Below are 14,627 nucleotides of genomic sequence, written 5' to 3'. Positions count from 1 at the left end.
TCAGCCGTCCAGCCAGTGGATGATCCGGGCGAGCAGGTGGTCGGTGTCGACGGGCTTGGTGATGTAGTCGTTGGCGCCGGCCGCGAGGCTGCGGGCCCGGTCGCCGGGCATCGCCTTGGCGGTGAGGGCGATGATCGGGACGTCCGCGGTGCCGCCCTGTCTGCGGATCTCCGCGGTCGCGGTGTCGCCGTCCATCTCCGGCATCATCACGTCCATCAGGACGATGTCGGTCTCGGGGTGGCCGCGCAGCATGTCGAGGCCGGTACGGCCGTTCTCGGCGTGCAGGACGCGCGCCCCGTGCAGTTCGAGCATGCCGGTGACGGCGAAGACGTTCCGGGTGTCGTCGTCGACGATCAGGACGGTACGGCCGGCCAGCCGGGCGCGGTGCACGGGTGCCGGGGCGGGCGGGGCGGCGGGCGCCTCCTCGGGCGGGGCCGTCGCCGCCCTGATCCTCTCGCGCAGGTCGTCGAGGCCGGCGGCCGTCGGCAGGTCGGCGGTGTCCGGCCGGTCGGGCCGGTCCGGGTCGGGGGACCGTTCGGAGTGGCCGATCACCGCGGGCCCGTCCGCGCGCAGGGCGTCGAGGACGGGTCGCAGCCGCTCGCCGGGCAGGTCGAGGTCGACGACGGCGCAGTGCCACGGGCCCCGGTCGAGCGCGGCGCGCAGTTCTTCGGCGTCGCCGACGGTGCGGATCTCGGCGGGCGGGTCGCGGCGGGCGGTGGCGCTGGTCGCGACGGCGGTGAGCAGGCCGGACGGGTCGGCCTCGACGACGAGCAGCCGGGCCGGGCGCGGCGGGGCGCTCTCGGCGGACTCCCCGAGTGCGGGACCGGGCAGGTGCAGGGTGAAGCAGCTGCCTTCGCCGAGGGTGCTGCGGGAGGTGATGGTGCCGCCGAGCAGGTGGGCGAGTTCGCGGCTGATGGACAGACCGAGGCCGGTGCCGCCGTAGCGGCGGCTGGTGGTGCCGTCCGCCTGCTGGAAGGCGCCGAAGATGGACTCCAGGTGCTGCTCGGCGATGCCGATGCCGGTGTCGGTGACCCGGAAGGCGAGGCTGCCGGGCGGCACCGAGCCGTCGGCGGTGCTCTCCTCCGGGCTGGAGGGTTCGATCCGCAGCTCCACCCGGCCGCTGTCGGTGAACTTGACGGCGTTGGAGAGCAGGTTGCGCAGGACCTGCCGCAGCCGTGCCTGGTCGGTGTGCAGGGTGTCCGGCAGGCCGGGTGCGGTGACGACGGTGAAGTGCAGCCGCTTCTGTCCGGCGAGCGGCCGGAAGGTCGACTCGACGTACTCGAGGAGTTCGCGCAGCGGGAAGCGCTCGACGTGGATGTCCATCTTGCCGGCCTCGACCTTGGAGAGGTCGAGGATGTCGTTGATGAGCTGCAGCAGGTCGGAGCCGGCGGAGTGGATGATCTCGGCGTACTCGACCTGCTTGACCGTCAGGTTGCCGGCCGGGTTCTGGGCGAGCAGCTGGGCGAGGATGAGCAGGCTGTTGAGCGGGGTGCGCAGCTCGTGGCTCATGTTGGCGAGGAACTCGGACTTGTACATGGAGGTGCGGGCGAGCTGCCGGGCGCGTTCCTCCAGTTCCCGGCGGGCCTGCTCGATCTCCAGGTTCTTGGTCTCGATGTCGCGGTTCTGGGCGGCCAGCAGGTCGGCCTTCTCCTCGAGTTCGGCGTTGGAGTCGCGCAGTTCCTGCTGGCCGTTCTGGAGTTCCTCGGAGCGAGCGCGCAGTTCGGCGGTGAGCCGCTGGGACTCCTCCAGGAGTTCGTCGGTGCGGGCGTTGGCGAGCAGCATGCTGAGGTTGGCGCCGAGGGCCTCGGTGAACCGGTCGAGGAAGTCGCGGTGCACCGCGGTGAAGGGGTGCAGGGAGGCGATCTCGAGGACGCCGAGCAGTTGGTCCTCGACGGTGATCGGCAGGACGACGAGGGCGCGCGGCGGGGCGGCGCCGAGGCTGGAGGAGACGACGGTGTAGCCGTCGGGGAGGTCGGTGACGGCGAGCGGACGCCGGGTCAGAGCGGCCTGGCCGACCAGCGACTCGCCGGGCCTCAGCCGGGGCGGGCTGTCCCCGGCGGGTCGTCCGTAGCTGCTGACCAGGACGAGTTCGGGGCCCTCGGGGGTGTCCTCGGCGAGGTAGAAGGTGCCGTACTGGGCGCCGACCAGCGGGGTGAGCTCGTTCATGATGAGGTCGGCGACGACGGTGAGGTCGCGGTGGCCCTGGACGAGGGCGGTGAGCCGGGCGAGGTTGGTCTTCAGCCAGTCCTGTTCCTGGTTGGCCCGGGTGGTCTCGCGCAACGACTCGACCATGGTGTTGATGTTGTCCTTGAGGTCGGCGACCTCGCCGGAGGCGTCGACGGTGATCGACCGGGTGAGGTCGCCCTCGGCGACGGCGCCGGTGACCTCGGCGATGGCCCGGACCTGCCGGGTGAGGTTGCCGGCCAGTTCGTTGACGTTCTCGGTGAGGCGCTTCCACGTGCCGGAGACGCCCTCGACCTCGGCCTGGCCGCCGAGCCGGCCCTCGCTGCCGACCTCGCGGGCGACCCGGGTGACCTCGGCGGCGAACGAGGACAGCTGGTCGACCATGGTGTTGATGGTGGTCTTGAGCTCCAGGATCTCGCCGCGGGCGTCGACGTCGATCTTGCGGTTGAGTTCGCCGCGGGCGACGGCCGTGGTGACCTGGGCGATGTTGCGGACCTGGCTGGTCAGGTTGTGCGCCATGAAGTTGACGTTGTCGGTGAGGTCCTTCCAGGTGCCGGCGACGCTGGGCACGGTGGCCTGGCCGCCGAGGATGCCCTCGGTGCCGACCTCGCGGGCGACCCGGGTGACCTCCCCGGCGAACGCGGAGAGCGTGTCGACCATGGTGTTGATCACGCCGGCCAGTGCCGCGACCTCGCCCTTCGCCTCGACGGTGATCTTCTGGCTGAGGTCGCCGCGGGCGACGGCGGTGGCCACCTGAGCGATCGAACGGACCTGCCCGGTCAGGTTGGACGCCATCACGTTGACGTTGTCCGTGAGGTCCTTCCAGGTGCCGGAGGCTCCGCGGACGGTGGCCTGGCCGCCGAGGTTGCCCTCGGTGCCGACCTCCCGGGCGACCCGGGTCACCTCGTCCGCGAACGCCGAGAGCTGGTCGACCATCGTGTTGATGGTCTCCTTCAGCTCCAGGATCTCGCCGCGCGCGTCGACCCGGATCTTCTGGCTCAGGTCGCCGCGCGCGACCGCCGTCGTCACCTCGGCGATCGACCGCACCTGCGCGGTCAGGTTGTCCGCCATGACGTTGACCGACTCGGTGAGGTCCCGCCAGGTGCCCGACACGTCGCGGACGTCCGCCTGGCCGCCGAGCCGCCCCTCGGTGCCGACCTCGCGGGCCACCCGGGTCACCTCCCCGGCGAAGGAGGAGAGCTGGTCGACCATCGTGTTGATGGTCTCCTTCAGCTCCAGGATCTCGCCGCGGGCCGTCACGTTGATCTTCTGCGAGAGGTCGCCCTTCGCCACCGCCGTCGCCACCTGCGCGATGGAGCGGACCTGGTCGGTCAGGTTGCCCGCCATGGAGTTCACCGAGACGGTCAGGTCGCGCCAGGTGCCGGCGACGCCCGGCACCTGCGCCTGACCGCCGAGGATGCCCTCGGTGCCGACCTCGCGCGCCACCCGGGTCACCTCGTCGGCGAACGCCGAGAGCTGGTCGACCATGGTGTTGACGGTGTTCTTGAGCTCCAGGATCTCGCCGCGCGCATCGACGGTGATCTTCTGTGAGAGGTCGCCCTTCGCCACGGCCGTGGTGACCTGGGCGATGTTGCGGACCTGGTCGGTCAGGTTGCCGGCCATGAAGTTGACCGAATCCGTCAGGTCGCGCCAGGTGCCGGCGACGCCCGGCACCTGCGCCTGACCGCCGAGCCGGCCCTCGCTGCCGACCTCGCGCGCCACCCGGGTCACCTCGTCCGCGAAGGAGGAGAGCTGGTCGACCATGGTGTTGACGGTGTTCTTGAGCTCCAGGATCTCGCCGCGGGCGGCGACGTCGATCTTCTGCGAGAGGTCGCCCTTCGCCACCGCCGTCGCCACCTGCGCGATGTCGCGGACCTGGGTGGTCAGGTTGCCGGCCATGGCGTTGACCGAGTCCGTCAGGTCCTTCCAGGTGCCCGACACCCCGGGCACCTCGGCCTGGCCGCCGAGCCGCCCGTCGGTGCCGACCTCGCGCGCCACCCGGGTCACTTCCGAGGTGAACAGCGACAGTTGGTCGACCATGCCGTTGAACACGCCGGCGATCTCGCCGAGCAGTCCGTCGGCGTCGTCGGGCAGCCGGGTGCCGAAGTCGCCGTCGCGGACGGCCGTCAGACCGGCCAGCAGATTGCGCAGGTCCGGCTCACCCACCGTGCCCGGCGGGTTGGGCCCCGCGGGAAGGACGCCGTTCGCGATCCGGCCCGGCTGCGTCTCCGTCACGGCCACGTTCCCCTCGTCACGGCCGAGTTGCCCCGGTGGTGTTGGAGCCGCGCACGGTCCCGGGCGCGACCGCCGGCCGCGCTGGCGGCCGGCCGCAGGCGACACTACCCTACGCCGCGTACACACAAGCCCTGCTCGGCGGCCCGATCGACGGGCGGACGGACGGAAGTCGCCGGTGCGCGCGGAAGACCGGAAGGGGAATCGGCGGGCGGACGTGTGGTACGAATCCATGCGGGTGATACGCATCCCCACGGAAGGCGATGGACGGCACGGCGGCACCGCGCAGGGCCGCGGCGGGAGGGCAGCGCAATGGGCACCGGCGACACCGACCAGGCGACCGGAACGGCGGCGGACGCCGGCGTCCGCACCGTCATGGCAACGGCATTCGACGGTGCGGTCGTCTGCGCCGTCGAGGGCGACCTGGACCTGGACGGCGCGGACGCCGCCCGCCCCGACCTGGAGGCGGCCCTCGCCGCGGCGGCCACCACGCTGTGCCTGGACCTCGCCGGTGTCGGCTTCTGCGACTCCTCCGGTCTCAACCTGCTGCTCCGGCTGCGCACCCGGGCCCAGGAGCGGGACGTCCGGCTGGTGCTCTGCGCACTGCCGCCGCAGATGCGGCGCCTGCTCGCGATGACCGGCGCCGACACCGTCTTCGCCGTGCTCGGCTCCACCGCGGAGTTCCGGGGCAGCGGACGGCAGCCGTGACAGCCGCCGCCGACAGAAGTCGCCGCGAGGGGACGGGGGACGTCCCTGCGGCGGTCGCCGCCCGCGCGACGATCACCTTCGACGGCGGTGGACGGGCCCGCGCCGGACGGCGGTTCGCCGAGGCGGTACTCGCCTCCTGGGGCGTGGACCCGGCCGGCCCGGCCGCCGACTGCATCCGCCTGGTCGTGGCGGAGCTGCTCACCAACGCCGCCCAGCACGCCGACGGGCCGCTCGAACTGGCGCTCTCCCCGGCCCACGCGGCCGTCCGGATCGAGGTGGTCGACGCCGGACCGGCCCGCCCCCTGCCGCGGCGCCCGCACGACGCCGCCCGGCCGAGCGGCCACGGCCTCTTCATCGTCGAGCGGCTGAGCTCGTCCTGGGGCGTGGCCGAGCACCCCGCGGGCAAGACCGTCTGGGCCGTCCTCCCCCTTGCGGGGACCGGCCCGGGCATCCAGTAGGGCCTGAGATCCAAGCGGACGGGGTACATGACCAGGGGCGCGTGGGGGCACCTGCGGGATGGCCCGATCAGGCGGTCGCCGTCAGGTCGCCCGGGTGTGGGGCTCGGCGTTCGAGGCCGTGGGCGGTGTCGGGTGCCTCGTCGGTGTCCGGGTCCTCCCGGCGGGCGTGGCCGTGGCCGAGGGCGGCGAGGTCGTCGAGCAGTGCCCCGAGGGCGCCGAGCACGGCGCGGTCGCGCCGCGGTGTCTCGGGCCCGTCCTCGGGCGCACGGTGGGGGTGGTGCGGGAACGCCATCGCTCCTCCTCGGGCAGGGCTCGGCCGGAAGTCGGCCGGGGCTCGGCCGCGGCCCGGGCGGGGTGTCCGCCGATCCGCGGGGCCGTCAGTGTGACGGATGCGGCCGCCCACCGCTCTCCGGTTCCTCCGTCCGGGTGAGGTCGGCCGAGGCGTCGTGGGCGGCCGGCTCGTCGCCGGCCAGGCCGAGCACCTCCAGCAGCAGCCGCCGGTCCTCCCCGTCGCGGGCGTGTTCGGCCACCACCGCACGGACCCGGTCGAGGGTCTCGGGTCTCAGTGCACCGGCGGGTTCGACGTTCTCGCCGAGCATGGCGAGGTCGCGATCGGCATGGGCCACGGCAGGCTCCCTTCGCCGTGCGGGACGCAGAACCCTCCAGGTTACTGCGCCCGGGACCGGGGCGGGCCGTACGGTCCGCCTCCTGCTCCGTCCGCGGAGCAGGAGTGTCCGCCTGCCCGGCCCGACCGCACGCAAACCCCGCGGCGGACGGCCCGCTCCCGCGCCCGGCGAGCCTGCCCGCGGGTGCGTCACCGCCTGCCGGCCGGCGCTCAGCAGGGCCGGTGCGCAGGGGGCCGGTGGGCCGGTGCTCAGTAGGGCAGCGGCCGGCCCGACGGGGTTCGCAGATCGAGCGGAGGCCGCGGCTTGCCCCGGACGGGGCGTGACACCACCTTGATCCTGATCATCACCGTCATCTCCTCGGTCACCGGCACCGGCGACCTCTGCCCACCTGCGCCGTTCCTCACGCGTACCGGATCTCTGCCCCGTCCGGGGCCCGGCCAACCACGCTCCGCGGGGCGGGTCGTCCGGTTCCGGTCAAGAGGCCGGAAGGCCCACCGCGGCGCTCCTCGGGCACACCTGACAGGACGGCACGAACGCCCGACGCCGGCGGGCCGCGCCACTGGGCGGCGCCGCCGGCGTCCGGACGGAGGGTCAGTGCGACGGTGTCGGCAGCGGGGGCTTGGCCGCGGTGCGGAGCCAGGCGTCGAAGAGCGGGCCGAGATCGCGGTGCGAGATCTTCTCGGCGAGCCGCAGCAGGTCACCGGTGTCCACCGTGCCGTAGCGGTGGGTGCGCGCCCAGGTGCGGAGCAGGTCGAAGAAGTCGCGGTCGCCGATGGTGGTGCGCAGGGCGTGCAGGGTCATCGCGCCGCGGATGTAGACCGCGTCGTAGTTGAACATCTCGTCGCGGCCGGGGTCGCCGGTCTCCAGCTTCCAGAACGGGTCGCCGGCGGGCGTCTCGTAGTAGGTGTCGAAGACCTGCTGCACTGTGGGGCCGCCGTGGTCCTCCTGCCACAGCCATTCGGTGTAGGTGGCGAAGCCCTCGTTCAGCCAGATGTCGCGCCAGGTGGAGGGGGTGACGCTGTCGCCGTACCACTGGTGGGCGATCTCGTGGACGACGGTGAGCTCGTCGGTGCCGCCGTCGTAGACCGGGCGGCTCTGGGTCTCCAGGGCGTAGCCGACGCCGATCCGGTCGATGATGCCGCCGGTCGAGTCGAAGGGGTACGCGCCGAAGCGCTTCCGCTCCCAGGCGACCGCCTGGACGGTGGCCGGATGCAGCAGGCCGTCGTCGCTGCCGGTCGGGTCGTAGGCGGTGATGTTGAGCAGGCCGCCGTCGGTGCTGCGGGTGACCCGGAAGTCGCCGATCGCGACCATCGACAGGTAGCCGGCCATCGGCTTGCGCATCTGCCAGGTGACGGTGGTGCGGCCGTCGCGGGTCTGCGGCGGGCCGGCCGGTTCCCCGTTGGCGAGGGCGGTGACCCCGGTCGGGGTGGTGATCCGGAAGGTGTAGGTGGCCTTGTCCCGCAGGTCGTCGTTGAGGGGGTACCAGGTGCGGGCTCCGTCGGGCTCGTTGAGGGCGACGGCACCGTCCGGGGTGTTGATCCAGCCGTAGTCGCCGAGGGCCGGGTCGGAGATCCGCTCGGGGATGCCCCGGTAACGGACCACGACGCCGAACACCGCGCCGGGGCGGATCGGGCGGGCGGGGGTGACGGTCAGCTTCTGGCCGTCCCGCCGGTACGCGGCGGCCCTGCCGTCGACCAGGACCTCCTGGACGGCCGGGCCCGAGTAGTCCAGGCGGAAGGAGGCGAGCGGGCGGTCCGCGCTCGCGGTGATGGTCGCCCGGGCGTCCAACAGGTGACTCGCCGGGGTGAAGTCGAGGTCGAGGTCGTAGTGGAGGACGTCGTAGCCCTGGTTGCCGCTGAGCGGGAAGTACGGGTCCGGCGGGGTGAGTGCCGCGCCGGCGGGTGCGGCGGCACCTGCGGGCGCACCGGCGAGGAGCAGCAGGACGGCTGCGGCGGAGGCCGCCGCCGTCGCCCGGGTTCGTCTCATCATTCGCCACATGCTCCGACAGCCTCCCCGGCGCGGCGGCGCCGCCGCGCCGGGGCGGCCGGCCGGGTCCTCCGGACGGCGGGCGCGGGGGCGTTGCGCACCGGGGAGGCGCGCTCACGGGACTCCGGGCTCAGCCGGCCTGCTGACGCAGGTGCTGCTCCGCCTTGTCGAGCCAGTCGAGGTACCAGCGGGCGAAGGTGACGGGCCGGCCGTCGGGGTCGAGCAGCGGGGCGAGGTCGAGGTCGTCGACGCGGTTGTCGGACCAGATCCGACCGCGTTCGGGGCCGCTGGCGATCAGCCATTCGCGCTGGCCGCAGCCGATGTGACAGATGACGATCGCGCCGACCGTGCGGTCCGCCGCCCACAGGAGTTCACCGACGCGGTCGTCCCACTCCTCCATGGCGGTGTCGTACTCGTCCTCGCCCTCGAAGGACTCCTCGTCCGGGCGCTGCGCGACCAGCACTGCGAGCGCCTCCGGGTCGGGGCCCGTGGTGGGGAAGGCCTCGGCGATCCGGTCGAGGTCGGCCAGGTCGGCGCCGTCGCCGGACCAGGCCCAGCCGTCCCCGGTGCGGTGGACCGGGTACACCCCGTGGCAGGGGCCGGCGCCACCGGCGCCGACCTGCAGCAGGAAGCTGCGGTACTCGTCGGGGAGCGTCGTGCCGAGCCGGGCCTCCAGGGCCTCGACCTCGGCCGGTGCGAGGACCGGGTCGAGCCGGAAGCCGTGCGTCGCAGCGCCGAAGAAGCCGACCGTGCCGCCCAGTACTCCGACCCGCTCCCGGACGCCCGCCCACATCTGATCGACCATGCCCGGCAGGTTAGCGCCTCACGGTGACGGGTGTGCGCCCGCCGGTTCGGTGATCCAGCCGCCGACCAGGGCCAGGCCGGTCGGCCGGTGCACGGCGAGGAAGGCGAACGGCCGGTCGATGCGGACCCGGGCGACGGTGACCCGGTGCAGCACGGACGGGCGTGCGGCCGTGCCTCGGGTCATGCCGACGGCGGTGACGGCGGCGGCTTCGAAGCCGCGGGCGCCGAAGACGGCGGTGGCCTGCTGCCTGGCCTGGGAGACCTGCAGCGGCGGGGTGCGGCAGATCCCCGGGAAGGAGTCCCGCTCGCTCGCCGTACGCAGACCGAACAGCTCCGCCCGTTCGAGCAGGTCGTGCGTGGTGTCGACGGTGAAGGCCGCGGTGGTCAGGTCCAGCCGGTCCCCGGGGGTGGCGCTGTCCAGGGTGTCGGTCCTCAGGCCCGGCCACGGCCCGCCGGTCGGCAGCTCGGCCGCCGGGATGCGCCGGGCGCGGCCGTCCAGCAGTGCGAGGCCCGCCGTGAGGACCGGGCCGAGCGGGGCGTCCTCGGTGCCGAGCAGCAGGTGGACGTCGGTCTCGGCGGTGCCGGGCAGGCGTACTTCGGTGACCGGGCCGGCGGCGGTCTCGGCGACGGCGAGGTGGTCGAGCAGCTCGGTGCCGTCGAGCCGCAGTGCGGCGATCGGCCGGCCCACGGACCGGAGTCGGCGTGCTGCCAGGTCTCCTGGAAGGCGTGCCGCCAGCGGGTGCGGACGGCCACGGCGCTGGCCAGCACCAGCAGCAGGTCGCGGTCGACCTCCAGGGGCATGGAGCGGACGAGGCCGCCGGTGTGCTTCCGGGCCCACCGGTCGAGGACGAGCCGGTCGAGCGCGGGCACGCCCTTGAGGGTGCCGCGGGTGTGCCGTCCGACCTCGGCCAGCCAGCCCGGATCCGGTCGGACGCCGCCCGCGGTCCACAGGCCGACGGCGGCACCGGCACCGGGCACGTCGCGCAGCAGGGCGAGGAGCTCCCGTCCGCGCCGGGCCGCCTCCTCGGCGGGCAGGCCGAGCACCTCCTCCAGTTCCTTGCGGGCGGCACCGTCCGCCCCGGCGGCCAGGAAGCCGAGCAGCGGCCAGACGCCGACGGCCGTGAGGACCGTGCCGTCGCTCCCGGTGCCGCCGATTTCGGCCGCCCAGCGCTCCGCGAGCGCGTTGACGATCCGTGCCGTGTCCGCCGCAGCCTCCAAGGCCGCCCCCTGTCCGCCGAACCGATCGATCAGCCGATGTTAGGGGCACACGGCGCCGGACGATGACTGTTTCTCGTGCCCGGTCCGGCATGTGACGGCCCATCAGCTCCAGACGGTGCCGAGGATGCCGCGGCCCTCGGCGCCGGTCGGGTCGAGGAAGTGCGGCACGCCGCCCGCACCGATCCGCACCGGCACGGCCCGGACGCTCTTCAGGATCCGCCCCCAGTGGACGAGTTCGACGACCACGGCCTGCTGGACCTGTTCGGAGAAGGTCATGTCGAAGACGAAGTTGCCCAGGCCGTGCACGATCGGGCGGCCGCGGTAGATCTCGATGGGCTGCACCCAGTGCTGGTGCATGCCGACCACCGCATCGGCGCCGGCGTCGATCAGCCGGTGGCCGACGGTGTACTGCTCGGCGACCGGGCGGTGCGAGTACTCGCGGCCCCAGTGCGGGACGACCACCAGCACGTCGGCGGTCGGGCGGGCGGCGCGCACGGACGCTTCCAGCGCCGCGAGGTCGCCCTCGGCGAGCGGGCCGGTGATCGGCGGCATCCGCTGCCACACCACACCCGGCGTGGCCGGGCCCGCCTCCGGGGACTCGCCGACGGCGCAGAACGCGAGCACGGCGAAGCGCAGCCCGCCGGCCGTCGCCAGGGCCGGCTCGCGGGCAGCCGCGATGTCCGCACCGGCGCCGGTGGTGGCGAAGCCCTCCCCGCGGGCGATCGCCACCGTCCGCACCAGGGCGTCGGGCCCGTAGTCGCCCAGGTGGTTGTTGCCGAGGGTGAGGATGTCGTAGCCGGCCCGGCGAGGGCCCGCGAGCGCCCTCGGGTCCGCGCCGAAGGAGTCGCCGCCGTGGGTGGCCCGGCCCTCCTTGGAGAGGGTGCACTCCAGGTTCCCCACGGTCAGTCCGGCGGCGGCCAGCCGGCCCGCGGTCTGCGAGAACGGGAGTTCCCAGTCGCCGGCGGCCGCCATCCCGGCGCCGACCCGGCGGCCGAGCATCACGTCGCCGGTCCACATGCTGGTGACCACCGGATCGGGGGCGGTCACGGCGTCGACCGCGGCGGTGACGGGGTAGTCGGCCGGTGCGGTCAGCGGGTCCCGGCCGTCCACCGGCACGACGGCGGTGCCGGGCACCACGGCGTCCGCCGTCACCACGGCGACGGCGTCCCCGGCGGCGGCCACCTCCGCCACCGCACCCGTCCCGCGCACCACCCGGAGCCCCTGCCAGGTGTCCGCCCCGCCGGAGTGCACGGCCTCCAGTTCGGCCCGGGTCGCGGTGCGGCCGATCGCCGTCACCGGGTGGACGGCCAGCACCACGGGCAGCCGGACGCCGCCGTCCGACCGCAGGGCCTCGGCGGCGGTCGCGGCGCCCCGGTGGGGCCGGCGCTCCGGCGTGCCGCTGCTGCACGCGGCGAGCAGTCCGCCGGCGGCACCCAGCAGCACCGCGCGGCGGGAGACGAGCGGCGTCACCGGGCACCCCGGAGTGCGCCGCTGCGCTGACGGACCACCCTCACCACGCTACGCCCCACCGCCCGCCCCGCACGGCGGCCGGTTCGCCCGGCACGGGCCGAAAGCACGGGCCTCGGCGCGGCTGACGGCGCCGGCGGCCGTTCCGGAGTTGGCCGAACATGCCGGGGCGGGCACCGCGCCGCGGTATGCCGCCGAAATCCGTCCTGACCAGCGGACACTCTCTGATGGCCCGTCATGACGGTGGCCTGGTTGGTCCGGTGGTACGTTTGCAGAGCGACCTGCTCTTCCCCCGAACACCCCGTGCTGTTCGCCCGTTGGCCGCCTGAACGTGCGCTGCGCTCGCTTGGCTTGCCCCCGACATCGGGCGGACCACGGGAGGGGCGCGGGTATGGCAGGGCGGATCGGCCGGCGGAGCACGGCGGGCACACGGACGGGGCGGGCCGGGCGGTTGGCGGCGGCCGCGGCACTGCTCCCGGCGCTGCTCGACCTCACCGGGTGCGCGGGCGGCGCGGGTGCCGCCGAGAACGCCGCGGTGACCGTGCTGACCATGGCCCCGTCCGGCTCCGGCTCCGCGGACCGGTCGGGGAGCACCGCGCTGGCCGAGGCGATCGGACGGTCCGTCAGCGCCAAGGGCGGGTTCGGCGGGCACCGGCTGCACGTGCTGACCTGCAACGAGCAGGACACCGCGGAGGGGGCGGCGGCCTGCGCCCGGCAGGCGGTGGACGCCCACGCGGTGGCGGTGATCGGCTCGTACAGCCGGCACGCCGAGGACTTCGTGCCGGCCCTGGAGGCGGCGGGCATCCCCTACCTGGGCGGTTACGGGCTGTCCGGGCCGGAGTTCTCCAGTCCGCTGTCCTACCCGGTGGCGGGCGGCACGCCGGCGCTGATCGCCGGCAGCGGGCGCCAACTGGTCGCGGCGGGCTGCAAGTCGATCGCGCTGGTGCGGCCCGACAACCGCACCGGCGACACCCTCACCCGCTACCTGTCCGGCGCGCTGCGGCCGGCCGGGGTGCCGCTCACCGACGTGAAGGCCGCGGAGAAGGGCCCGGACTTCGCCGCGCTCGCCCGGGCGGCGGTCGGCGGGGACCGCAAGGACGGTTGCGTGACGACGGCGCTCGGCGTCGAGCAGACCCGGGCCCTGCTGGACGCCTACCGGAAGCTCGCCCCGGCCCGGACCCGGCTCGGCGCGGTGCTCGGCGGCGTCCAGCAGTCGGTGGTCGACGCCACCGGCGGCAAGGGGGGTCCGCTGGAGGGCGCCCTGGTGACCGGCTGGTACCCGCCCGAGTCCTCCGCGGTCTGGGACGAGCTGCGCCACACCCTGGAGGGCCGGCCCGCGGACTCCCCGGTGGACGTCTCCGACCTGGGCGTGCAGACCACCTGGGTCGCCTATCAGGTCTTCTTCCAGGCGGCCGACCGGCTGGCCTCGGCCGGCCTGCCGCTGACCGCGAAGACGCTGCGCAACCAGCTGGACAGCGGGGACTCGCTGGACACCGGCGGTGTCACCCCGCCGCTGGACTGGGGCATGGCGAGCATGCTGCCGAGCGCCGAGTCGCCGCGGCTGACCAACACCTGGGTGACGTTCCAGCAGGTGGAGAACGGCCGGCTGGCCCAGCAGCAGAGCGGGTTCGTGGACGTCCGCTGGGTGCTCACCGGCAAGCGCGCCCCGCAGTAGCGGCCGGGACTGCGTTCCGTCACGCCTGCGACGGCCTGTCGCAACACGGCTGTGGTGCCGCAACCATGCCAGCCCTTCACATCTGCGATGGCCTGTCACCGAGCCGACGACTCACGGTTGGCGAGTGATGGCCGGTCATAACAGTGATGTCCTGTCACAGAACTGTCGATCCGTCGCAGCTCCGTCGCCGCGTCACAGCTCCGCCGGCCCATCGCAGCCCCGTCGCCGCGTCACAGCTGCGGGGCGCGGTGGGTCGGGCGGCCGTCGACGACGGTGAGCAGCACCGGGAGCGCGGCGAGGTCGCCGTCGGGCACGGTGAGCGGGTCCTCGGCGAGGACGGTGAGGTCCGCGCGCTGTCCGACGGCGAGCCCCCCGGCCAGGTGGTCCTCCCCCGCGGCCCAGGCGGGGTTGAGGGTGTACCCCTACCGCCCCGAACAGCCGCTGCACGGCGGCGCGCTGGTCGCCGCGCTGGCGGGCGGGCTCATCCTGGTCGCGTCCGCCCCGCTCTCGTACACCAACAGCGCCGACTTCGCCCGGTACCTGCCGAGCAGCACCCGGCCGGGGGCCGTGGCCGGGTGGACGGCGCTCGGGGGGTTCCTGCCGAGCGTGCTCTTCACCGCGCTCGGCGCCGTCGCCGGCACCGCGCTGGACATGAGCGACCCGCAGACCGCGCTCACCGCGATCCTCCCGGGCTGGTTCGAACCGGCCTTCCTGCTGGCCGTCGTGCTGTCCGCCGTCGCCAACAACGCGATGAGCGCGTACAGTTCCGGGCTCGCCCTGCAGGCGGCCGGCCTGCGCGTCCGCCGCTCCCGCAGCGTCGCCCTGGACGGCGCGCTCGGCGTCGCACTCACCCTCTACGCGCTGCTGGTCTCGAACTTCCTCGACACCGTCAACAGCGTCCTGGAGCTGATGGTGGTGCTGACCGGCCCCACCATGGCCGTCTACGCCACCGACGTCCTGCTGCGCCGGAACCGCTACGACGGCCGGGCGCTCTCCGACGAGAGCCGCGGCGGGCCGTTCTGGTACACCGCGGGCGTCAACCCGGCCGGGGCGGCCGCCGTCCTGCTGGGCGCCGCGGCGGCGGGCCTGTGCGTCACCACCCCGCTGTACACCGGGCCGGTGGCCGCCGCCCTCGGCGGCACCGAGCTGTCGCTGCCGGTCGGCCTCCTGCTCTCCGCCGCGGTCTACCTGGCGGCGGCCCGGCGGGGCGCCCCGGACGGCCGGGACTGACGAACGGCCGCGCGCCCGGTGTCCTCTCGCCACCGGGCG

11 protein-coding genes and 2 pseudogenes are annotated in these 14,627 nt (G+C 74.4%); 4 read left to right on the top strand and 9 right to left on the bottom strand.

The genetic code is table 11. The features are described from left to right. Complete coding sequence (locus AB0442_RS09545) at positions 1 to 4,419, bottom strand: HAMP domain-containing protein (RefSeq protein ID WP_366161804.1); 4,419 nt, start codon at positions 4,417 to 4,419, stop codon at positions 1 to 3. Positions 4,420 to 4,728: 309 nt separating this feature from the next. Here AB0442_RS09545 and AB0442_RS09540 point away from each other — a divergent pair, with 309 nt between their 5' ends. Continuing rightward, entirely contained in the window at positions 4,729 to 5,124 is a 396-nt protein-coding gene (locus AB0442_RS09540; RefSeq protein WP_366161803.1) for an STAS domain-containing protein, read from the top strand. Continuing rightward, positions 5,121 to 5,582 carry an ATP-binding protein gene (locus tag AB0442_RS09535; RefSeq protein WP_366161802.1) on the top strand — a complete coding sequence of 154 codons (462 nt, stop codon included), beginning with the start codon at positions 5,121 to 5,123 and terminating at the stop codon, positions 5,580 to 5,582. Before AB0442_RS09540 ends, AB0442_RS09535 begins: the two co-directional genes overlap by 4 nt. Positions 5,583 to 5,649: 67 nt before the next feature. Here AB0442_RS09535 and AB0442_RS09530 read toward each other — a convergent pair whose 3' ends face one another. The 7 genes and pseudogenes from AB0442_RS09530 to AB0442_RS09500 all read right to left on the bottom strand — a co-directional run bounded on the left by AB0442_RS09530 (position 5,650) and on the right by AB0442_RS09500 (position 11,686). Further along, positions 5,650 to 5,874: a hypothetical protein gene (locus AB0442_RS09530; protein ID WP_366161801.1), complete on the bottom strand. Its 225-nt coding sequence runs from the start codon at positions 5,872 to 5,874 to the stop codon at positions 5,650 to 5,652. A gap of 85 nt (positions 5,875 to 5,959) precedes the next feature. Then, on the bottom strand, positions 5,960 to 6,208 hold the full coding sequence (locus AB0442_RS09525; protein ID WP_366161799.1) for a hypothetical protein: 249 nt from the start codon (positions 6,206 to 6,208) through the stop codon (positions 5,960 to 5,962). A gap of 591 nt (positions 6,209 to 6,799) precedes the next feature. Next, complete coding sequence (locus AB0442_RS09520; RefSeq protein WP_366161798.1) at positions 6,800 to 8,197, bottom strand: M1 family metallopeptidase; 1,398 nt, start codon at positions 8,195 to 8,197, stop codon at positions 6,800 to 6,802. A gap of 127 nt (positions 8,198 to 8,324) precedes the next feature. Next, positions 8,325 to 8,999 carry an SMI1/KNR4 family protein gene (locus tag AB0442_RS09515; protein WP_366161796.1) on the bottom strand — a complete coding sequence of 225 codons (675 nt, stop codon included), beginning with the start codon at positions 8,997 to 8,999 and terminating at the stop codon, positions 8,325 to 8,327. Positions 9,000 to 9,017: 18 nt separating this feature from the next. Beyond that, positions 9,018 to 9,686 (bottom strand): serpin family protein, encoded by a 669-nt coding sequence (locus tag AB0442_RS09510; protein WP_366161795.1) that lies wholly within the window; start codon positions 9,684 to 9,686, stop codon positions 9,018 to 9,020. An 83-nt stretch (positions 9,687 to 9,769) separates the two neighbouring features. After that, positions 9,770 to 10,216 (bottom strand): annotated as a pseudogene (locus tag AB0442_RS09505) (proteinase inhibitor I4 serpin); the annotation flags it as partial. A 102-nt stretch (positions 10,217 to 10,318) separates the two neighbouring features. Next, positions 10,319 to 11,686 carry a CapA family protein gene (locus tag AB0442_RS09500; RefSeq protein ID WP_366161794.1) on the bottom strand — a complete coding sequence of 456 codons (1,368 nt, stop codon included), beginning with the start codon at positions 11,684 to 11,686 and terminating at the stop codon, positions 10,319 to 10,321. Between the two features lie 388 nt (positions 11,687 to 12,074). Here AB0442_RS09500 and AB0442_RS09495 point away from each other — a divergent pair, with 388 nt between their 5' ends. After that, complete coding sequence (locus tag AB0442_RS09495) at positions 12,075 to 13,358, top strand: ABC transporter substrate-binding protein (RefSeq protein WP_366161793.1); 1,284 nt, start codon at positions 12,075 to 12,077, stop codon at positions 13,356 to 13,358. A 230-nt stretch (positions 13,359 to 13,588) separates the two neighbouring features. On the opposite strand, the gene AB0442_RS09490 is transcribed toward AB0442_RS09495, so the two are convergent. Further along, complete coding sequence (locus tag AB0442_RS09490; protein WP_366161958.1) at positions 13,589 to 13,738, bottom strand: amidohydrolase family protein; 150 nt, start codon at positions 13,736 to 13,738, stop codon at positions 13,589 to 13,591. Positions 13,739 to 13,781: 43 nt separating this feature from the next. On the opposite strand from AB0442_RS09490, the pseudogene AB0442_RS09485 reads away from it, so the two are divergent. Continuing rightward, positions 13,782 to 14,588, top strand: a pseudogene (locus AB0442_RS09485) (cytosine permease); the annotation flags it as partial. Positions 14,589 to 14,627 lie beyond the last annotated feature (39 nt).

The organism is Kitasatospora sp. NPDC085895 (genome assembly GCF_040702125.1).
In the GTDB taxonomy this organism is placed as follows: domain Bacteria; phylum Actinomycetota; class Actinomycetes; order Streptomycetales; family Streptomycetaceae; genus Kitasatospora; species Kitasatospora arboriphila.
The sequence above is the reverse complement of the archived record's forward strand: the minus strand, read 5'-3'. Positions and strand labels throughout refer to the sequence as shown.

Bases quoted from the DNA above. Each gene is read 5' to 3' on its own strand.
- AB0442_RS09520 (WP_366161798.1), bottom strand. From the start codon at position 8,197: ATGATGAGACGAACCCGGGCGACGGCGGCGGCCTCCGCCGCAGCCGTC.
- AB0442_RS09530 (WP_366161801.1), bottom strand. From the start codon at position 5,874: ATGGCGTTCCCGCACCACCCCCACCGTGCGCCCGAGGACGGGCCCGAG.
- AB0442_RS09495 (WP_366161793.1), top strand. From the start codon at position 12,075: ATGGCAGGGCGGATCGGCCGGCGGAGCACGGCGGGCACACGGACGGGG.
- AB0442_RS09515 (WP_366161796.1), bottom strand. From the start codon at position 8,999: ATGGTCGATCAGATGTGGGCGGGCGTCCGGGAGCGGGTCGGAGTACTG.
- AB0442_RS09540 (WP_366161803.1), top strand. From the start codon at position 4,729: ATGGGCACCGGCGACACCGACCAGGCGACCGGAACGGCGGCGGACGCC.